Origin of the sequence: Bradyrhizobium sp. CSS354, assembly GCF_029051725.1 — a bacterium.
Taxonomy (GTDB): Bacteria; Pseudomonadota; Alphaproteobacteria; order Rhizobiales; family Xanthobacteraceae; genus Bradyrhizobium.
Map to the genome: position 1 here is coordinate 117,920 of NZ_JAACFU010000012.1, position 19,775 is coordinate 137,694.

16 protein-coding genes are annotated in these 19,775 nt (G+C 63.2%); 10 read left to right on the forward strand and 6 right to left on the reverse strand.

Features of this window, described 5'->3' with window-relative positions; translation table 11 throughout:
- Positions 1–80: 80 nt before the first annotated feature.
- Together GWG67_RS26490 and GWG67_RS26495 are read left to right on the forward strand one after the other, a co-directional pair.
- A complete protein-coding gene (locus tag GWG67_RS26490) occupies positions 81–1,439 on the forward strand; it encodes an MBOAT family protein (protein ID WP_275172312.1) in 1,359 nt (452 codons plus the stop codon).
- 1 nt (position 1,440) lies between these two features.
- Positions 1,441–2,334, forward strand: coding sequence for a hypothetical protein (locus GWG67_RS26495; RefSeq protein ID WP_275172313.1), 894 nt, complete (start codon positions 1,441–1,443; stop codon positions 2,332–2,334).
- A 14-nt stretch (positions 2,335–2,348) separates the two neighbouring features.
- Here the strand turns inward: GWG67_RS26495 and GWG67_RS26500 are convergent, their stop codons facing one another.
- The 6 genes from GWG67_RS26500 to GWG67_RS26525 form a co-directional block, all read right to left on the reverse strand.
- Positions 2,349–3,122, reverse strand: a complete 774-nt coding sequence (locus GWG67_RS26500) for an SDR family NAD(P)-dependent oxidoreductase (RefSeq protein WP_275172314.1) — start codon at positions 3,120–3,122, stop codon at positions 2,349–2,351.
- A 157-nt stretch (positions 3,123–3,279) separates the two neighbouring features.
- Entirely contained in the window at positions 3,280–4,422 is a 1,143-nt protein-coding gene (gene pimD / locus GWG67_RS26505) for a pimeloyl-CoA dehydrogenase small subunit (RefSeq protein ID WP_275172315.1), read from the reverse strand.
- A 131-nt stretch (positions 4,423–4,553) separates the two neighbouring features.
- Positions 4,554–5,744, reverse strand: a complete 1,191-nt coding sequence (pimC, locus tag GWG67_RS26510; RefSeq protein WP_275172316.1) for a pimeloyl-CoA dehydrogenase large subunit — start codon at positions 5,742–5,744, stop codon at positions 4,554–4,556.
- 155 nt (positions 5,745–5,899) lie between these two features.
- Entirely contained in the window at positions 5,900–7,087 is a 1,188-nt protein-coding gene (locus GWG67_RS26515) for an acetyl-CoA C-acyltransferase (protein ID WP_275172317.1), read from the reverse strand.
- Positions 7,084–8,778 (reverse strand): dicarboxylate--CoA ligase PimA, encoded by a 1,695-nt coding sequence (gene pimA, locus GWG67_RS26520; RefSeq protein WP_275172318.1) that lies wholly within the window; start codon positions 8,776–8,778, stop codon positions 7,084–7,086. The genes GWG67_RS26515 and pimA overlap by 4 nt, the downstream gene beginning before the upstream one ends.
- A gap of 205 nt (positions 8,779–8,983) precedes the next feature.
- Positions 8,984–11,080 carry a 3-hydroxyacyl-CoA dehydrogenase NAD-binding domain-containing protein gene (locus tag GWG67_RS26525; RefSeq protein WP_275172319.1) on the reverse strand — a complete coding sequence of 699 codons (2,097 nt, stop codon included), beginning with the start codon at positions 11,078–11,080 and terminating at the stop codon, positions 8,984–8,986.
- 128 nt (positions 11,081–11,208) lie between these two features.
- Between GWG67_RS26525 and GWG67_RS26530 the strand changes: the two genes are divergently transcribed.
- The 8 genes from GWG67_RS26530 (at position 11,209) to GWG67_RS26565 (ending at position 19,643) form a co-directional block, all read left to right on the forward strand.
- A complete protein-coding gene (locus GWG67_RS26530; protein WP_199198222.1) occupies positions 11,209–12,075 on the forward strand; it encodes an IclR family transcriptional regulator in 867 nt (288 codons plus the stop codon).
- A gap of 66 nt (positions 12,076–12,141) precedes the next feature.
- Positions 12,142–12,939 carry an ABC transporter ATP-binding protein gene (locus tag GWG67_RS26535; RefSeq protein ID WP_275172320.1) on the forward strand — a complete coding sequence of 266 codons (798 nt, stop codon included), beginning with the start codon at positions 12,142–12,144 and terminating at the stop codon, positions 12,937–12,939.
- Positions 12,936–13,649 (forward strand): ABC transporter ATP-binding protein, encoded by a 714-nt coding sequence (locus GWG67_RS26540; protein WP_275172321.1) that lies wholly within the window; start codon positions 12,936–12,938, stop codon positions 13,647–13,649. Before GWG67_RS26535 ends, GWG67_RS26540 begins: the two co-directional genes overlap by 4 nt.
- 12 nt (positions 13,650–13,661) lie before the next feature.
- On the forward strand, positions 13,662–14,540 hold the full coding sequence (locus GWG67_RS26545; protein WP_007599708.1) for a branched-chain amino acid ABC transporter permease: 879 nt from the start codon (positions 13,662–13,664) through the stop codon (positions 14,538–14,540).
- Positions 14,541–14,542: 2 nt separating this feature from the next.
- On the forward strand, positions 14,543–15,562 hold the full coding sequence (locus tag GWG67_RS26550; protein ID WP_275172322.1) for a branched-chain amino acid ABC transporter permease: 1,020 nt from the start codon (positions 14,543–14,545) through the stop codon (positions 15,560–15,562).
- 31 nt (positions 15,563–15,593) lie between these two features.
- A complete protein-coding gene (locus GWG67_RS26555) occupies positions 15,594–16,829 on the forward strand; it encodes an ABC transporter substrate-binding protein (protein ID WP_275172323.1) in 1,236 nt (411 codons plus the stop codon).
- Positions 16,830–16,949: 120 nt separating this feature from the next.
- The gene (locus GWG67_RS26560) at positions 16,950–18,176 is read left to right on the forward strand and encodes an ABC transporter substrate-binding protein (RefSeq protein WP_275172324.1); all 1,227 of its coding nucleotides are present in this window, start codon (positions 16,950–16,952) and stop codon (positions 18,174–18,176) included.
- A 237-nt stretch (positions 18,177–18,413) separates the two neighbouring features.
- Positions 18,414–19,643 (forward strand): ABC transporter substrate-binding protein, encoded by a 1,230-nt coding sequence (locus GWG67_RS26565; protein WP_275172325.1) that lies wholly within the window; start codon positions 18,414–18,416, stop codon positions 19,641–19,643.
- Positions 19,644–19,775: the final 132 nt, after the last annotated feature.

Sequence of the window (19,775 nt, forward strand, 5' to 3'; positions counted from 1 at the left end):
GGGGCGGACCACACGCATGTGGAGGGGCTAGGACAGAGAATGCGAAAATGCTACATGCCGGGGCGGGCAAATGGGGCGGCATGACCTTCACTTCTTTTCAGTTCGGCATCTTCGTCGCGATCGTGTTCGGCGTCTATTACCTGCCTTCGCTGCGCGGCTTCCAGATCCCGCTGCTCGTCCTCGCAAGCGTGTTCTTCTATGGCTTCGGCCAGCCCGAGTTGCTGCCGCTGCTGCTTGTCGCGGTCCTCGGCACCTATGTCTGCCTGGTGCTGGCGTTCGAGAATCGAACTTTCTGGATGCCGGCCGGCATCGTCTTCAATCTCGGCCTGCTCGCGTTCTTCAAATACAAGTTCCTGTTCGTCGACGCCGCCGCGACCACACTCACGGGCGTCGCGCCGATCGACTTCCTGCTGCGACTGCCGCTGCCGATCGGAATCTCGTTCTTCGCGTTCCACAACATCAGCCTGTTGGTCGACCTGACGCGCGAGAAACGCACCGTCCGCTTGCGCGAGGTGTTCCTCTACATCATCTTCTTCCCGCAGCTCGTGTCCGGCCCGATCACGCGCGCGGCCCAGTTCATGCCGCAGATCATTCCCAAGCGGCTGGGTGACGTCGCCTTCGTCGAGGCCGCGAAGTGGATCCTGGTCGGCTATTTTTTCAAGCTGTATGTGGCGAACAATCTCAACGAGATGACGTCCTACATGGACTTCCCGCTCTACGAGACGCTGCGCACGCAGGATCGCTGGCTGCTGGTGTTCCTCTACAGCTACCAGATCTACGCCGATTTCTTCGGCTACTCGGCGATTGCGCTCGGCCTCGGCCTGCTGTTCGGCTATCGCCTGCCCGTGAACTTCAACCTGCCCTACATCTCGACCTCATTCTCTGAGTTTTGGACGCGTTGGCACATCTCGTTGTCGAGCTGGCTCAGGACCTATTTGTACATTCCGCTCGGCGGCAACCGTCATGGACCGGGACGAACCTGTCTCAACCTGATGATCGTGATGACGCTTGGCGGACTCTGGCATGGTGCCAGCCTGAGCTACGCTCTGTGGGGCATGGCGCACGGGATCTTGCTCGTGATCGAACGACCGTTCCTGAAACTCATGGGCGATGGAAGCCCCGCGGTGCGGGTGATCCGGATGGGCATCGTCTTCTTCTGCGTCACGATGCTCTGGATCTTCTTCAAGCTGCCGAACTTCGACCACGCGCTCAGCTATCTCAAGGGAATGTTCATGGCGACGGACGCGCCCAATCCGCCAAAACTGTTCACCAATCTGGCTTTGCTCTATGCCTTGCCTGTTATCATCCAGCATGCGGGCATCGGCGCGCTGATCGAAGGCCGGTTGCGGCGATGGGAGCCCTATCTCTATGGCGCGCTCGCAGCGCTTGCCTGTCTCGAAGCGGGGCCCGACAGCACTTTCATCTACTTCCAGTTCTGACATGCCGCAGGATGTGACGCTTTCATGGCTGGTCAAGTGCGCTGCTGCTGCAACCGCGCTGCTGCTGGCCTGCGCCTTCACCACGGCGCGCTTCGGCTCGGCCCTGCAGCAGCCGGCGGTCACGACCCGCGGCGGCAGCCTCGTCAGCCTGAACCGCTATGTGCAGGATCCCACGCCTGAAGTCGTGCTGGTCGGCAGTTCGGTCGCCTGGCGTCTCAAGGAGGAGTATTTCTCGCCGCCGCGCGTCCGCAATCTTTCGTTGGCGGGCGGCTCGCCGGTGACAGGTCTCGAGATCGTCGCGAACCGGCCGAACCCGCCGAAGATTGTGCTGATCGAGACGAATGTCCTGACGCGCGAGTCGGACAGCGCGCTGATCGAGAAATTTTCCGGCGGCGCGCGCACGGAAGCGCTGCTGTTGCGCCCGGTGCGAACAGCGATCGCGGGCTATGAGACGTGGAAACACGGTGAACCTGATCCCGCCCGGGCGCGCGCCGAGCGGGATCGCCTGCTCAGCCAGCCGCCGGGCACGTTCGACAACAAGGTCTATCTCGACCGTGCGCTGGAGCAGATGAACGAAGCTGACCCGACCGTGCCGGTACGCGCGAATGTGGTTCGCATCAGGCAGCTCATTGACGAGCTCCAGCGGCGCGGCACCCGCGCGTTTCTGATCCATGTTCCCTTTGCGCCGGAAATCGAAGGCTCCCGCATGGTCCGGATCACCAACGAGATCGTCGACGAAGCTTTCCCGGATCGCGCGCTTTGGCTGCCGATCGATCCGCCGCGACGCGAGCTGCGTTGGGACGACGGCGTGCACCTCGACGAACGTTCGGCCCTGATCGTCGTACGCGCCATCGAAAGCGCCATCGAACGCACCTTGGCCGAGCGCCGCCCGTAGCAGAGGACCGGCGACTACGGCGCCGCCGTCGTCACGCCGCCGTCGATGACGATGGTCTGTCCGGTCATGAAGCTCGACGCATCGGAGGCGAGGTAGGCGACTGCGCCTGCGATTTCGTCGGGCTCGCCGATGCGGCGGAGCGGGGTGGTGGCGGTGCGGCGTTTCAGATTCGCTTCGTCTTCCCACAGCGCACGGGCGAAATCGGTCTTGACGAGGCCGGGCGCGATGCAATTGACGCGGACGCCTTTCGGGCCCCATTCGCCGGCGAGCGAACGGCACAATGCGAAGTCGGCGGCTTTCGAAATGCCGTAGGCGCCTATCACGGTCGAGCCGCGCAGGCCGCCGATCGAGGAGATGATGACGACGGAGCCGTTGCCGCGCTCGGCCATTTGCGGGATCGCCAGCGCGGAGAGCCAGATGTTGCTCTTGACGTTGCTGCCCATGATCTTGTCGAAGGCCTCGTCGGTGATGTCGAGCAGCGGGCCGTAATACGGGTTCACCGCGGCGTTGCAGACGAGGATGTCGATCTTGCCATAGTGCTTGGTCGCACCCGCGATCAGCGCCTCGACCTCTTGCTTGCGCGCGATGTTGCAGGGGATGACGGCGGCCTCGCCACCGGCCGCCTTGATGCCGTCGGCGACCTCCTGGCAGGCGTCCGCCTTGCGCGAGGAGACCACCACTTTGGCGCCGAGCTTTGCGAGCAGTTCGGCGGAGGAGCGGCCGATGCCGCGGCTGGAGCCGGTGACCACGGCGACCTTGCCGGTGAGATCGAACGGGGTGTTTTTCATTGTTGTTGCTCCCTCTTCTGATTCAGCTCGCTTGCTTCATCGTCATGGCCGGGCTTGTCCCGGCCATCCACGCCTTTGTCTCGCCGCCAAGACGTGGATGCCCGGGACAAGCCCGGGCATGACGATCTTTATGCGGCTGCCGCCTCGCGATCCGGCACTAGATCAACCCGCCACCGTCCGCCACGCGGCGCTGGTGGTAGTCGGTGTCGCCGAACGAGTTCTCGATCATGGTCAGGCGCTTGAAGTAATGGCCGATCTTCGCCTCCATGGTCATGCCGATGCCGCCGTGGAGCTGGATCGCCTGCTGTCCCACGAACTTTAGCGACTTGCCGATCTGCACCTTGGCCGCGGCAACGGCGTTGCTGCGCTCCTTGGCGTCCTCGAAATCGGCAGCCATGGTCGCGAACATCGACATCGATCGCGCCTGCTCGGCGGCGACGAACATGTCGGAGGCGCGGTGCTGCAGCGACTGGAACGAGCCGATCGCGACACCGAACTGCTTGCGCGTCTTGATGTACTCGACCGTGGTCTTCAGCGACTCGTCCATCAGGCCGACCGCTTCGGCGCAGAGCGCGATGCGGGCTTCGTCGACCACACGCTCGATCAGCGCGAGCGAATCGTCGGGATTGCCGAGCGCCGCATCGGCACCGACCTCGACACCGGTGAAGGTGATGTCGGCGGCGTGCAGGCCGTCCTGGGTCGGGTACGACTTCTTGGCGACGCCCTTGGCATCGGCCGGCACCAGGAACACGCCGATGCCGCTCTTGTCGCGGCGCTCGCCCTTGGTGCGCGCGGTCACGATGAGGGTGTCTGCGTTCTCGCCGTTGAGCACGACGAACTTCTCGCCGTCGATGACCCAACCGTCGCCCTTCTTCTTCGCCGTCGTCGTGACGTCGAAGAGATCGTAGCGCGAGTTCTTCTCGAGCTGGGCAAAGGCGAGCGTCTTGCTGCCGTCGACGATGCCCGGCACATGCGCGGCCTTCTGCGCATCGCTGCCCGCATGGCGCAGGAAGCCGCCGCCGATCACGACGGTGGCGAGATACGGCTCGAGCACTAGTGCCTTGCCGAGCGCTTCCATCACGATCATGGTCTCGACGCCGCCGCCGCCGAAGCCGCCATCGGCCTCCGCGAAGGGCAGACCGAGCAGGCCCTGCTCGGCGAGCTTGCCCCAGACGGTCCGGCTCCAGCCGCCCTTCTCCTTCATGTACTTCTTGCGACTCTCGAAATCGTAGGAATCGGTCAAGAGGCCGTCGATGCTTTCCTTGAGAAGCCGTTGCTCCTCGTTCAGATCAAAATCCATGTTCTTTGCTCTCCGGTATCGATTTCGTCATGCCCGGCCTTGTGCCGGGCATCCACGTTCTTCGTAGCGCTAGGCGTGGATGGCCGGGTCAAGCCCGGCCATGACGGTGAGTGCGTGTTGATAGTGTAGGATCAAAGCCCCAGCACCGCCTTGGCGATGATGTTGCGCTGGATCTCGTTGGAGCCGCCGTAGATCGAGACCTTGCGGTTGTTGAAATAGCTCGGCGCGATCTGGGCGGTCCAGTCCATGGCTTCGTTCGAGCCGTCGTCGCCGTGCACGTCATAGGGTGCTGCGAACGGGCCGATCACTTCCATCAGCAGCTCGGTGGTGGTCTGCTGAATCTCGGAGCCCTTGATCTTCAGCACGGAGGAAGCCGGATTGGGCTTGCCCTTGCCATGCTTGCCTTCGTCGGCGACGACGCGGAGCTGCGTCAGCTCGAGCGCCTTGAGCTCGATTTCGCAGGCCGCCAGCTTGTCGCGGAAGGCCGCGTCCTGGATGATCGGCTTGCCGCCGGATTCGACCTTGGAGGCGAGATCGCGGATGCGGCGCAGCCGTTCCTTGGAGACGCCGACCCGGGCGATGCCGGTGCGCTCATTGCCGAGCAGGAATTTCGCGTAGTCCCAGCCCTTGTTCTCCTCGCCGATCAGGTTCTCGTAGGGCACTTCGACGTCGTCGAAGAAGACCTCGTTGACTTCGACGCCGCCGTCGATGGTCTGGATCGGGCGCACGGTGACGCCCTTGGACTTCATCGAGAACACGATGAAGGAGATGCCCATCTGCTTCTTGGCGGTCGCATCGGTGCGGCACAGGCAGAAGATCATGTCGGCGTGCTGGGCGAGCGTCGTCCAGGTCTTCTGGCCGTTGATGATCCACTTGTCGCCCTTGCGTTCGGCTTTCGTCTTCAGCGAAGCGAGGTCGGAGCCGGAGCCGGGCTCGGAGAAGCCCTGGCACCACCAATCGTCGACATTGGCGATGCGGGGCAGATACTGCTTCTTCTGCTCTTCATTGCCGAAGGTGTAGATGACGGGACCGACCATGCTGACGCCGAAGGCGAGCGGCTGCGGCGCCGGATAGGACTGCAGCTCCTCGTTGAAGATGTAGTGCTGCACGGAGGTCCAGCCGGTGCCGCCATATTGCTTGGGCCAGTGGCTGACGCCCCACCCCTTCTTGTTGAGGATGCGCCACCACGTCACCATCTCGTCCTTCGAGAGGTGGCGGCCCTCGACCAGCTTGCGCCGCGTATCCGGCGGCACGTTGTCGCGGAAGAATGACCGCACTTCCTCGCGAAACGCCTGTTCTTCTTTCGTGAATGCGAGATCCATCGGATCCTCCTGTTTCCTCGTCGTCCTGGCGAAAGCCAGGACCCATTACCACCGGCCTTCGTTGGTTTGCGAAGGCCATTGTTGTTCGTGCACCACACTCCTGCTGCGGAGTATGGGTCCCGGCTTTCGCCGGGACGACGGTTACTGGACCAGAACTACTGCAACACCTCAAAAAGCCCCGCAGCGCCCATGCCGCCGCCGACGCACATGGTGACGACCGCGTACTTCGCCTTGCGGCGGCGGCCTTCGATCAAGGCGTGGCCGGTCAGACGCGCGCCCGACATGCCGTAGGGATGGCCGACCGCGATCGCGCCGCCGTCGACGTTAATCTTGTCGGGGTCGATGCCGAGCTTGTCGCGGCAATACAGCACCTGCACCGCGAAGGCTTCGTTCAGCTCCCACAGGCCGATGTCGTCGACGGTGAGGCCATGACGCTTGAGCAGGCGCGGCACGGCGAATACCGGGCCGATGCCCATCTCGTCCGGCTCGCAGCCGGCGGAGACGAAGCCGCGGAAGATGCCGAGCGGGTTGAGCCCGCGCTTCGCGGCTTCCTTGTCGCTCATGATCACGCTTGCGCTGGCCCCGTCCGAAAGCTGGCTGGCATTGCCGGCGGTGACGCTGAATCCTTCGCCGCGCACGGCCTTGAGGCCGGCGAGGCCTTCAGCGGTGGTCTCGGGGCGCGGGCCCTCGTCCTGCGACAGCGTGACGTCCTTGAACGAGACTGCACCGGTCGCCTTATCGGTCACCGCCATTTTGGTGGTGATCGGCGCGAGTTCGTCCCTGAACTTGCCGCCCTGCTGGGCCGCGGCGGTGCGGCGCTGGCTTTCCAGCGAATATTCGTCCTGCTTCTCGCGCGAGATGCCGTAACGCTTGGCGACGATTTCGGCGGTGTCGATCATGGGCATATAGACCTCGCCCTTGATCTTGAGCAGCGCCGGGTCCTGCGCATGGAAGCCGTTCATCTTGTCGTTCTGCACCAGCGAGATGGACTCGCCGCCACCGCCGACCGCGATCTCCACGCCGTCGAAGATCACGGAACGCGCGGCGAGCGCGATCGCCTGCAGGCCAGAGGCGCATTGCCGGTCGATGGTGGTGCCGGAAACGGTGACGGGGAGACCAGCACGGAGCAGCGCCTTGCGCGCGATGTTGCCGCCGGTCGCGCCCTGTTGGAGGGCTGCGCCCATCACAACGTCCTCGACCTCCTTGGGATCGATCTTGGCACGCGCGACGGCTTCGCCGATGGCGTGGCCGAGCAAGGTTGCGCCCTCGGTGGCGTTGAGCGCGCCGCGATAGGCCTTCCCGATTGGGGTGCGGGCGGTGGAAACGATGACGGCGTCGGTCAAGAGCGATCTCCTGATGCAAGTCGGGTGGCAAATTGGGCCGATTGTGATGGTTTCTGCTGCTGGCGCAACTCATGGCGCGACAGCTTTCCGACCGGCGTGCGCGGCAGATCGTCGACGAATTCGACCTCCGCCGGCAATTCGTGCTTGCCGAGCTTGCCGGCGAGCTGCGCGCGTAGCTCGTCAAGCGAGAACGGCTTTGCATCCGGCTTCAGCTTGATGAAGGCTTTGGCGGCCTCCCCGCGGTACTGGTCGGGGATACCGAGCACGATCACCTCGTGCACGCCTGGTATGGTGTAGATCGCCTGCTCGATCATCTGCGGATAGACGTTGAAGCCGCCGGAGATGATCATGTCCTTCTTGCGGTCGACCAGGAAGAAATAACCGTCGCTATCGACATAGCCGATGTCGCCGGTGAGAAAGCGGCCATCGACGAAGGCCTCGGCCGATCCCTCGGGCTTGTTCCAGTAGCCTTTGGTGACGTTCGGGCCCTTGATGCGGATCTCGCCAACTTCACCCGGCGGCAGCACCTTCGTCGGATCGTCCAGGGCAACGACGTCGAGTTCGATGCCGGGCAGCATCAGTCCGATCGAGCCAGGCTTCTCGGGACCTGTGGGCGGATGGCCGGTGCCAGGCGAACAGGTCTCGGTCATGCCCCAGCCGCTGCGGAGCTTCTTGCCCACCTTGCGCTCGAAGAAATTCGCGATCTCCACGGGCAGCGGCGCGCCCCCGGAGCCGATCGTCGCCAGCGAGGAGAAATCGCGCTTGTCGAGATCGGGAAGGGCTGCGATCGCAATCCACATCGTCGGCACGCCGGGAAAATAAGTCGCGCGCTTGATTTCGATGTCGCGCATCACCGCTTCGACGTCAAAACGCTGATGCAGCGAGATCAGATTGCCACGCCTGAGCGAGGACAGCAGCACGACGGTGAGCGCATAGATGTGGAACAGCGGCAGCACGCAGATCACGCGCTCGACGACGTCGCCGCGCGTCGCGCGCGACGGCTTGCCCCAGACGTCGTAGATCGACACGGCCGAGGTGAGATTGCCATGGGTCAGCATCGCGCCCTTGGGCAGCCCGGTGGTGCCACCGGTATATTGCAGCAGCGCGACGTCGTCCGCCGTCACCGACGGCCACTGTGCCGGCCCGGTAGCGCCCTCGACGAAGGTCTTGAAGGTGACGATGCGGGGATCATTGGGGACCGCGGCCTGCGGCGTGCCGATCTTGCCCCAATTGTCGTCCTCGCAGACGACCAGGCGGTCGATCAGGCCCTTCTCCAGGAATTTCAGCGCGGTCGGCAGCAGTGCCGCGAGGTTGGAGGTGACGAGCAGGCGCGAACCGGAATCGGAGACCTTGTGGGTCAGCGCGATCTCGCCGTCGAGCGGTGATAGATGCGCGACGCGGGCGCCGGCCTTCAGCGCGCCGAAAAAATTGACGGGATGATCGGGCGTGTTGCCGAGGAACAGCGCCACCGAGCTGTTCTTGCTGCAGCCGGCGCGGAGGAATGCAGCCGCCGCACGCTCCGCCATCGCGGCGAGTTCGGTGTAGGTGATCGGACGATCGCGGAATTCCAGCGCGGTGCGCGGGCCGTACTCGGTCGCGGCTTTTGCCAGCAGGTCAGGCAACGAACCCTGGACGATGGTGTCGTCCCAGCGCACGCCCTCGGGATAAAACTGTTCGCCGGGATGGGTCATTAACGATCAATGCTCTGCAAACGTAAAGCGGGCATAGACAGACGGGCTCCCTTCCCCCTTGTGGGGAAGGGTTGGGGAAGGGGGTGCCACGAACTTGGACCTCGCCTGGGGCCACCCCCCTCCCTGACCCTCCCCCACAAGGGGGGAGGGAAAGGAGAGAGCGTTGCCTTGGCAAAGGTGTTCGCAGTCACCGAGCCCAATCCAATCACGCTGCTTTCGAGCCCGCCGCGAGTGACGCGAAGGTCTTGCCTTCTGCCGCCAGCTTCTTCAGCAGTGGCGCGGGCTCGAGGCTGGGGTCGTTGGTCTCCTTGGCATAGTAGGAGAGACGATCGGCGATGTGCTTGAGGCCGACGGTGTCGGCCCAGAACATCGGGCCGCCGCGGTAGATCGGCCAGCCATAGCCATAGAGCCAGACCACGTCGATATCGGACGGGCGCGCGGCAATGCCTTCCTCCAGGATTTTCGCGCCCTCGTTGATCATCGGATACATCATGCGCTCGAGGATCTCGTCGTCGCTGACGATTCGCTTCTTGCGGCCCAAACGAAGCAGCGTCTCGTCGATCAGCTTCTCGACTTCGGGATCGGGTAGCGCCGCGCGGGAGCCGGCTTCGTATTTGTAATAGCCCTTGCCGGTCTTCTGGCCAAAGCGACCGGCTTCGCAGAGCGCGTCCGCGATCTCCGACTTGATGCCGCGGTCCTTGCGCGAGCGCCAGCCGATGTCGAGGCCGGCGAGATCGCCCATCGCGAACGGCCCCATGGGCATGCCGAATTTCGTGACCACGGCATCGACCTGCTGCGGCAAGGCGCCTTCGAACAGCAGCTTTTCGGACTGCTTGCCGCGCTGGGCCAGCATGCGGTTGCCGACAAAGCCGTCGCACACGCCGACCACGGCCGGCACTTTTGCGATCTTCCGCGCGATCGAGACAGCCGTCACCAGCGCATCCGGCGCGGTCTTGTCGGCGCGCACGATCTCGCACAATTTCATGACGTTGGCGGGCGAGAAGAAGTGCATGCCGAGCACGTCCTGCGGGCGTTTGGTCGACTTCGCGATCTCGTCGATGTTCAGGTACGAGGTGTTGGAAGCGAGCACGGCACCCGGCTTGACGTACTGATCGAGCTTGCCGAACACTTCCTTCTTCACCGCCATGGTCTCGAACACGGCTTCGATGACGAGGTCGGCATCGCCGACGTTCTCGATGCCCACGACGCCGTTGATCAGCGCCATGCGCTTGGCGGGCGCATCGGCCGGGATACCGCCGCGCGCCGCGGTCGCTTCCCAGTTCTTCTGCATGATGCCCATGCCGCGCTTGAGCTGCTCCTCGCCGGTCTCGATCAGGGTGACGGGAACGCCGGCATTGGCAAAGGACATCGCGATGCCGCCGCCCATCGTGCCGGCGCCGAGGATGGCGACGCGGTTCACGGGCCGCGGCTTGGTCCCTTCGGGAACGCCGGCGATCTTGCTGGCCTCGCGCTCGGCGAAGAAGGCATAACGCTGCGCCTTGGACTGATCGCTGGCGACGAGCTTCAGAAAGCCCTCGCGCTCCTTCTTCAGACCTTCGTCGAACGGCAGGTCGATGGCGTAGCCGACGGCGTCGGCCGCCGCGAACGGCGCTTCCAGGCCGCGCGACTTCTTGGTCATGGCGGCGACCGCATTGGTGAAGATCGAGCGGTCGGCCTTGGCCGCCGCGATCTTGGAGTCGTCGTCACGCAGGCGGCGCAGCGGACGCTTTTCAGCCAGCAGCTTTCGTACGAAGGCTTCGCCTCCGGCGGCCGGGCCCTCGACGATCTCCTCGATCAGACCGTTCTTCAGCGCTTCCGCCGCGCCGATCGGATCGCCGCCGACGATCATCTTGACCGCAAGCTCCGGTCCGACCGCGCGCGGCAGGCGCTGGGTGCCGCCGGCGCCCGGCAGCAGGCCGAGTTTCACCTCGGGCAGGCCGAGCTTGGCTTCCTTTACCGCAACGCGGAAATGACAGGCGAGCGCGACCTCGAGGCCGCCGCCGAGCGCGGTGCCGTGGATCGCGGCCACGACCGGCTTCGGCGAATTCTCGATCTCGGAAAGCACGTCGTTGAGGGCGGGCGGCTTCGGCGGCTTGCCGAATTCGGTGATGTCGGCGCCCGCGATGAAGGTGCGGCCGGCACAGGTCAGCACGATGCCCTTAATTGCGGGATCGGCGACCGCGGCCTTGATGCACTCCAGAATTCCGCCGCGAACCGCCGCGCTCAGTGCATTCACCGGAGGGCTGTCGACCGTGACGATCCCGACTTCGTCATGACGCTCAAGCTTGACCACTTCGCTCACGGTGTTCCTCCTTGGTGGGGTAACTTTTGTTCAATTTCGCACTGCGGAATTTAATTCCGCATCTTGACGGCAGGGTTATTTTGAAGCACGTGGCTTGTCAACGACTCCGCGCAAGAAGCAGATCAGGGATGAAGCGTACAGGAAAGAAGCCAGCGACCGATCGGAATTTCGTCGTCGCGCTTTCCCGCGGACTAGACGTATTGCGCGCATTCCAGCCCAGCGACGGACTTCTTGGCAATCAGGAAATCGCGGCCCGCACCAATTTGCCCAAACCGACCGTTTCGCGGCTGACCTATACGTTGACCAAGCTCGGCTATCTGACGCCGGTTCCCCGCTTCGAGAAATATCAGCTTGCGCCGGCCGCGATGGCGCTCGGCTACGCCGCGTTGTCCAATCTCGGCGTTCGGCATTTGTCCGAACCATTCCGCGAGGAAATGATGCGCGCGACCGGAGGGGCCGTTGCCGTCGGCGGCCGCGACCGTCACAGCATGATCTATTTCGGGCAAAGCCGCGGCAGCGAGACGGTCGGCGTTCAACTTGACGTCGGCTCCCGCGTGCCGATTGCAACCAGCGCGATGGGCCGCGCCTATTTCTGGGCGCTCGAGGAAAACGATCGGGCGGAACTGTCTCGTGTCTTGCGCGAACATTACGGCAGCCGCTGGCCCAAGATGCGCGACGGGCTGGAACGTTCCGGCGAGACGGTCGCGAAATACGGATTTGCGATTTCGGTCGGCGACTGGCACGACGACATCGGCGCCGCCGGCGTCGCGCTCAGGCTCAACGACGGAACCGGTCCTTACGCATTCAATTGCGGCGCGCCCGCATTCCGCTTCACGGAAGAGCGATTGATCAACGACATTGGACCGCGTCTGCTTGCGATGGTAAGGAACATCGAAGCGGCACTTGGGGGTCTGATGCCGCATTCCAAAAAAGACGTCAGCAAAAAGCTGAAATCAGGAGGGAAAGTTGCGCGTGTGGCCGAGGGGATCAGATAGCCTTTGTCGTCATCGGGAGCGGTTCACATCGCCCCTTCGCTCACCGAACAGAGTGGGCGAGACGAGATGACGCAGGCACAGCTCGCGCAGGGGACATCGCCCCTGCTCGCGGTTCGCGACGTCAGCGTCGTGTTCGGCGGCATCGTCGCGCTCAACGGTGTGTCCTTTGACATGCACAAGGGCCAGATCCTCGGTTTGATCGGCCCCAACGGCGCCGGCAAGACTACGCTCTTCAACTGCCTCTCGCGGCTGTACCAGCCGTCGTCCGGCAACATCCTGATGGAGGGCGCGAGCATCCTGACGCGCCCGCCGCACCGGATCGCTGAGATCGGCATCGGCCGCACCTTCCAGAACGTGGCGCTGTTTCCGAACCTCTCCGTGATGGACAATGTCCGCGTCGGCACCCATGCCCGCACCTCCAGCGACATCATCAGCGACTCGCTGCGTCTGGCCTGGATTCGCCGCAGCGAGAGCGAGGTCAACAAGAAGGTGCACGAGATCCTCGCCTATCTCGACCTCGAGGACGTCGCCCACACCGTCGTGTCCGGCCTGCCGTTCGGCACGCAGAAGCGCGTCGAGCTGGCGCGCGCGCTCGCTGCCGATCCGAAGATCCTGCTGCTCGACGAGCCCGCCGGCGGTCTCAACCACGAGGAAGTCTACGCGCTCGGCGATCTCATCCGCCGTATCCGCGACGACCGCCACATGACCGTGCTCCTGGTCGAGCATCACATGGGTCTCGTGATGTCGATCGCCGACCACGTCGTCGCACTGAATTTCGGCAAGAAGCTCGCGGAAGGCACGCCGGCCCAGGTGCAGGCGGATCCCGAAGTCATCAAGGCCTATCTCGGGAGCAAGGACCAATGACGACGCTGCTCAACGTCAAGGACCTGCGCGCCTATTACGGCCAGGTCCAGGCGCTCCACGGCCTGTCCTTCTCGCTCAGCGAGGGATCGCTGACCACGCTGCTGGGAGCCAACGGCGCCGGCAAGACCACTACGCTGCGCGCGATCTGCAACATGGTGCGCTCGACCGGCGGCATCGAGTTCGACGGCAAGCCGCTGAACAACCGCTCCACCGAGAGCATCGTGCGGTTCGGCATCGCCCATGTGCCGCAGGGCCGCGGCACCTTCACCACCATGACGGTGGAGGAAAACCTCCAGCTCGGCGCTATCACCCGCAAGGACAGCGCCGGCATCATCTCCGACATCGAGCGCATGTATGCGCATTTCCCGGTGCTCAAGCAGCGGCATACCCAGCAGGCCGGCACGCTTTCGGGCGGCGAACAGCAGATGCTCGCGGTCGCCCGCGCCCTGATGCTGCGGCCGCGGCTGATGCTGCTGGACGAGCCCTCCTTCGGCCTGGCGCCGCTCGTCGTGCGCGACCTGTTCGGCATCCTCGGCAAGATCAATCGCGAGGACAAGGTGTCGATCCTGGTGGTCGAGCAGAACGCGCAGCTCGCGCTCGAGCTCGCCGACCAGGCCTATGTGATCGAGACCGGACGCATCGTGATGTCGGGCAACGCCAAGGACATCGCGAACAACGAAGAAATCCGCAAATCCTATCTGGGTTACTGAGGAGCCGGCACGATGGAGCTGTTCACCAACCAAGTGCTGGCCGGCATCGCCACGGGCGCGATCTACGCCTGCATGGCGCTCGCCGTGGTCATGATCTACCAGGCGATCGATCATCTCAACTTCGCGCAGGGCGAGATGGCGATGTTCTCGACCTTCATCTCCTGGCAGCTGATGCAATGGGGCATCCCGTATTGGGCCGCCTTCGTGATCACGCTGGCATTGTCCTTCGTCGGCGGCATCGCGATCGAGCGCATCCTGTTCAAGCCGCTCGCCAAGGCGCCGGTGCTGACCAATGTCGCCGGCTTCATCGCGCTGTTCGCGATCATCAACTCCTCGGCCGGCCTGATCTGGGACTTCACCATCAAGCAGTATCCGACCCCGTTCGGCTCCTCACCGTTCCTCGGCAGCCAGCTGATCTCGACCCACCAGGCCGGCATGATCGGCGTCACGGTGCTGCTGCTGCTCGGCCTCTACTTCTTCTTCCAGTACACCAAGATCGGACTCGCCATGCGCGCGGCCGCTTCCGTGCCTGAATCGGCCCGGCTGGTCGGCATCAACACGAGCTGGATGATCGCGCTGGGCTGGGGCATGGCGTCCGCGATCGGTGCGATCGCCGGCATGCTGATCGCACCGGTCGTGTTCCTCGAGCCCAACATGATGGGCGGCGTGCTGATCTACGGCTTTGCCGCCGCGGTGCTCGGCGGACTGACCAGCCCGTTCGGCGCCGTGGTGGGCGGCTTCCTGGTCGGTGTCTTCGAAAACCTCGCCGGCACCTACATTCCCGGCGTCGGCAACGAGCTGAAGCTTCCGATCGCGCTCGCGCTGATCATTTCCGTCCTGGTCGTCAAACCCGCTGGCCTGTTCGGCCGGCAAATCGTCAAGCGAGTTTGATCATGAGCGCTGCAGAAGAAGTCGTTGCAGAAGGTCATCAAGCCGTCGAGGCGGTTCCGAAGCGGGCGATGACGCTGGGCACGGGCACCTCCCTGTTGGTGCTGGCGGTGCTGTTGATCGTGCCGGTATTCGTCAAGAACTTCATCATCTTCCAGATGACGATGCTCTTGATCTACGGGCTCGCGGTGCTGGCCTTGAACATCCTGACGGGCGGCTCCGGCCAGTTTTCGCTCGGCCAGAGCGCCTTCTACGCCGTAGGCGCTTATACGTCGGCGGTGCTGATGGAGTACTTCAACGTCAACTATGCGCTGACAATTCCGATTTCCGCGGTGGTCTGCTTCGGATTCGGCTACCTGTTCGGCAAGCCGGCGCTGCGGCTGTCGGGCGTCTATCTCGCGCTCGCGACCTTTGCCCTTGCCACCGCGATGCCGCAGCTGCTGAAGCTGAATTTCCTCGAGCACTGGACGGGCGGCGTGCAGGGCCTCGTCGTCACCAAGCCCGACGCACCGTTCGGGCTGCCGATGTCGCAGGACACATGGCTCTACTACTTCTCGCTCGCCGTCGTGCTCGCGATCTACATCTTCTCGGTAAACCTGCTGCGCTCCCGTTCGGGCCGGGCCTTCATGGCGATCCGCGACAACGAGATCGCGGCCTCCTCGATGGGCGTCAACGTCGCACTGTACAAGACGCTGGCCTTCGGCGTGTCCGCCGGCATCACCGGCGTTGCCGGCTCGCTTGGCGCCATCGCCGTGCAGTTCGTCGCGCCCGACAGCTACACGATCACGCTGGCGATCTCGCTGTTCCTCGGCATGGTCGTCGGTGGCGTCGGCTGGCTGCCAGGCTCGTTCGTCGGCGCAGCCTTCATCATCTTCGTGCCGAACATGGCGGAGGGCATCTCGAAGGGCCTCTCCGGCGCGGTGTTCGGCGTACTCCTGTTCGCCGTCATCTACCTCGTGCCGCATGGCGCCAGGCAGATCGCGATCATGGGCCAGCAACTCGTCGGCCGGCTCAGGAAGAACTGAAAGTCCGTTAATTAAGCCAAGGAGACCCGAATTGCTTTTTGAAAGAACACTGCGAACCGCTGCGCTGGTCACGGCAACGGCGGTCATCACTCTCACCTCCGGCGCCGCATTCGCCCAGAAAAAATATGACACTGGCGCGTCCGATACCGAGATCAAGATCGGCAACATCATGCCGTACAGCGGTCCGGCGTCGGCCTATGGCATCATCGGCAAGACCGAAGAAGCCTATTTCAAGATGATCAACGACAAGGGCGGCATCAACGGCCGCAAGATCAACTTCGTCACCTATGATGACGGCTATTCGCCGCCGAAGGCCGTGGAGCAGGTCCGCAAGCTGGCCGAGAGCGACGAGGTGATCGTCGTGTTCAACCCGCTCGGCACGCCCTCGAACAGCGCGATCCAGAAGTATTTGAACGCCAAGAAGATCCCGCAGCTGTTCGTCGCCACCGGCGCCACCAAGTGGAACGACCCGAAGAATTTCCCCTGGACCATGGGCTGGCAGCCCTCCTACCAGAGCGAAGCGCAGATCTACGCGAAGTGGCTGTTGAAGGAGAAGCCGGACGCCAAGATCGCGATCCTCTATCAGAACGACGATTTCGGCAAAGACTACCTCAAGGGCACCAAGGACGGCCTGGGCGCCAAGGGCGCGTCCATGATCGTCATGGAAGAGAGCTACGAGGTGTCGGAGCCGTCGATCGATGGTCACATCGTCAAGATCAAGGCCGCCAATCCCGACGTCCTGCTGATCTACACGACGCCCAAATTCGCGGCCCAGACCATCAAGAAGACCGCCGAGCTGAGCTGGAAGCCGCTGCAGATCCTCACCAACGTGTCGATCTCGGTCGGCAGCGTGATGAAGCCGGCCGGCTTCGAGGCTGCGCAGGGCGTGCTGTCGGCGGCCTATGCCAAGGACTCCACGGACCCGCAGTGGGCCAACGACCCCGGCATGAAGAAGTGGAACGAGTTCGTCGACAAGTACATGCCGGGTGCCGACAAGTCCGACACCAGCATGGTCTATGGCTACGGCGCGGCGTCGACGCTGGCCAAGGTCCTGGAGATGTGCGGCGACGATCTGACCCGGGCCAACATCATGAAGCAGGCGGCTTCGTTGAAGGATTTCGCACCGGACACGCTGCTGCCCGGCGTCAAGATCAACACCGGCCCCACCGACTTCGCCCCGATCGCGCAGCTTCAGATGCAGCGCTTCAAGGGCGAGAAGTGGGAACTCTTCGGCGAGATCATCAGCGGCGACATCGCCACCGAGTGACACTCTGACGCTATAGTCCGACACATCGAGAAGCCCCCGCGAGCAATCGCGGGGGCTTTTTGTTGACGTCCCGCATCAATCTTGTTCAATGCGGCGGCGATCCGTTCCGGGTGGAGAAAGATGACTGCCGTTCGATTTCAGGTTGCGGCCGTTCTGGCTGCATTCGCGTTGTGCACTGCGATGAGCGGCCCGGCACTGGCCCAGAAGAAATACGACAGCGGCGCTTCCGATACCGAGATCAAGATCGGCAACATCATGCCCTATAGCGGCCCGGCGTCCGCCTATGCGGCGATCGGCAAGGCCGAGGAAGCCTATTTCAACAAGATCAATGCCGAGGGCGGCATCGGCGGCCGCAAGATCAAGTTCATCTCCTACGACGACGGCTATTCGCCGCCGAAGACGGTGGAGCAGGCCCGCAAGCTGGTCGAGAGCGACGGGGTGCTGCTGATCTTCGGCTCGCTCGGCACCTCCACGAACGGCGCCATCCGCAAATACATGAACGATAAGAAGGTGCCGCAATTGTTCGTGGCGAGCGGCGCTTCGAAGTGGAACGATCCGAAACAATATCCCTGGACCATGGGCTGGCAGCCGAGCTACGCGAGCGAAGCGCGCATCTACGCCAAGTACATCATGAAGGAGAAGCCGGATGGCAAGATCGGCGTGCTCTACCAGAACGACGATTTCGGCAAGGACTATCTGAAAGGGCTGAAGGACGGCCTTGGGCCCAAGGCCTCGATGATCGTGCTGGAAGACGCCTACGACACTTCCGAGCCGGCGATCGACGAGCACGTCGTGAAATTAAAGGCCTCCGGCGCCGACATCTTCGTCAGCATCACCACACCGAAATTTGCAGCGCAAGCGATCAAGAAGGCGGCCGAGATCGGCTGGCATCCGGTCCACATCATCTCCAACGTCTCGGCCTCGGTCGGCGGCGTGCTCGAGCCGGCCGGGCTCGAGGTCTCGCAAGGCGTCCTGTCGGCGAGCTACACCAAGGACGGCTCCGACCCGCAATGGAATGCCGACGACGGCATGAAGAAGTTCTACAACTTCCTCGCCAAATACGATCCCAAGGCTAACAAGCTCGATGCCGGCGTAGTGTTCGGCTATGCCGCCGCGCAGACCATGGTGAAGGTGCTGCAAATGTGCGGCGACGACCTCACCCGCGACAACGTCATGAAGCAGGCCGCCAGCCTGAAGGATTTCGAGCCCGACACCCTGTTGCCCGGCATCAAGATCAACACCGCAGCCGATAATTTCGCCCCGATCGAGCAGCTCCAGATGATGAGGTTCAAGGGCCGGAAATGGGAGCTGTTCGGGGACATCATCTCGAGCGAGCTCGGCCACTGAAGCGCGCAACTCAAACTCGCTCCTGATCGGTTAATCAACTCAGACGGATGCACCTTCTCGCAGTCGCACACGAGCGCGCGGGCGCCCTGACTACTAAAGAAGCAGCTCCTGCGACCCCGCCGCAGGGGCTTTCTGTTGTAGGCATCAGGTAAATCGTATTGAATTGCGGCTGCGTCACCAAAAACAAGCAACACAAGAAAAGGGACGCACACACACCAAGAAAATAGGGAGATAGGAATGCCCGCTGTCACCGGCAAACTTGCGGCCGCGTCACTTGCGCTCGCTCTCATTGCGGCCTCGGCCTCCACTGCATCGGCCCAGAAGAAATACGATACCGGCGCGACCGATACCGAGATCAAGATCGGCAACATCATGCCCTACAGCGGACCGGCTTCCGCCTACGGCATCATCGGGCGGACCGAAGCCGCCTATTTCAAGAAGATCAACGACGAAGGCGGCATCAACGGCCGCAAGATCAACTACATCAGCTACGACGACGCCTACTCGCCGCCGAAGACGGTGGAGCAGGCGCGCAAGCTGGTCGAGAGCGACGAGGTGCTGTTCATCTTCAACTCGCTCGGCACGCCGCCGAACTCGGCGATCCACAAATACATGAACTCGAAGAAGGTGCCGCAGCTCTTCGTCGCCACCGGCGCCACCAAGTGGAACGATCCGCAAAACTTCCCCTGGACCATGGGCTGGCAGCCCAACTACCAGAGCGAGACGCAGATCTATGCGAAGTGGCTCTTGAAGAACAAACCGGACGCCAAGATCGCCGTGCTCTACCAGAACGACGATTACGGCAAGGACTATCTCAAGGGGCTGAAGGACGGCCTCGGCGCCAAGGCCGCGTCAATGATCGTCATGGAGGAGAGCTACGAGACATCCGAGCCGACCATCGACAACCACATCGTCAAGCTGAAGTCGACCGGCGCCGACGTCTTCATGAACATCACGACGCCGAAATTCGCCGCGCAGGCGATCAAGAAGAACGCGGAGATCGGCTGGAAGCCGCTGCACTTCCTCAACAACGTCTCGGCCTCCGTCGGCAGCGTGATGAAGCCCGCCGGCTTCGAGAACGGCCAGGACATCATCTCGGCCGATTATCTCAAGGACGTATCGGATCCCGCTTGGACCAGCGATCCCGGCATGAAGGACTTCTTGGCGTTCATGACCAAATACTTCCCCGAGGGCGACAAGCTCGATAAGGGCACCATCGTCGGCTATGCCGTGGCTCAGACGCTCGTTCAGGTCTTGAAGCAGTGCGGCGACGATCTCACGCGCGCGAACATCATGAAGCAGGCGGCGAGTCTAAAGGACTTCCGCACCGAGGCGCTGCTGCCGGGCGTGAAGATCAACACCTCGCCGACCGATTTCGCGCCGATCAGCCAGCTCCAGCTCGAGAAGTTCAAGGGCGAGAAGTGGGAACTGTTCGGCGACGTGATCAGCGCCGACGTCGGCGGCTAGCCGGCTCGACCATACGACGACGAGAGCCCCCTGCGAGATGATCGCAGGGGGCTTTGCTGTGCCCATTATGATCACGCGATTGCACAATCGAATGATGGCGAAGCCGGCTTACGCTTTGGCGCATGATGCGGT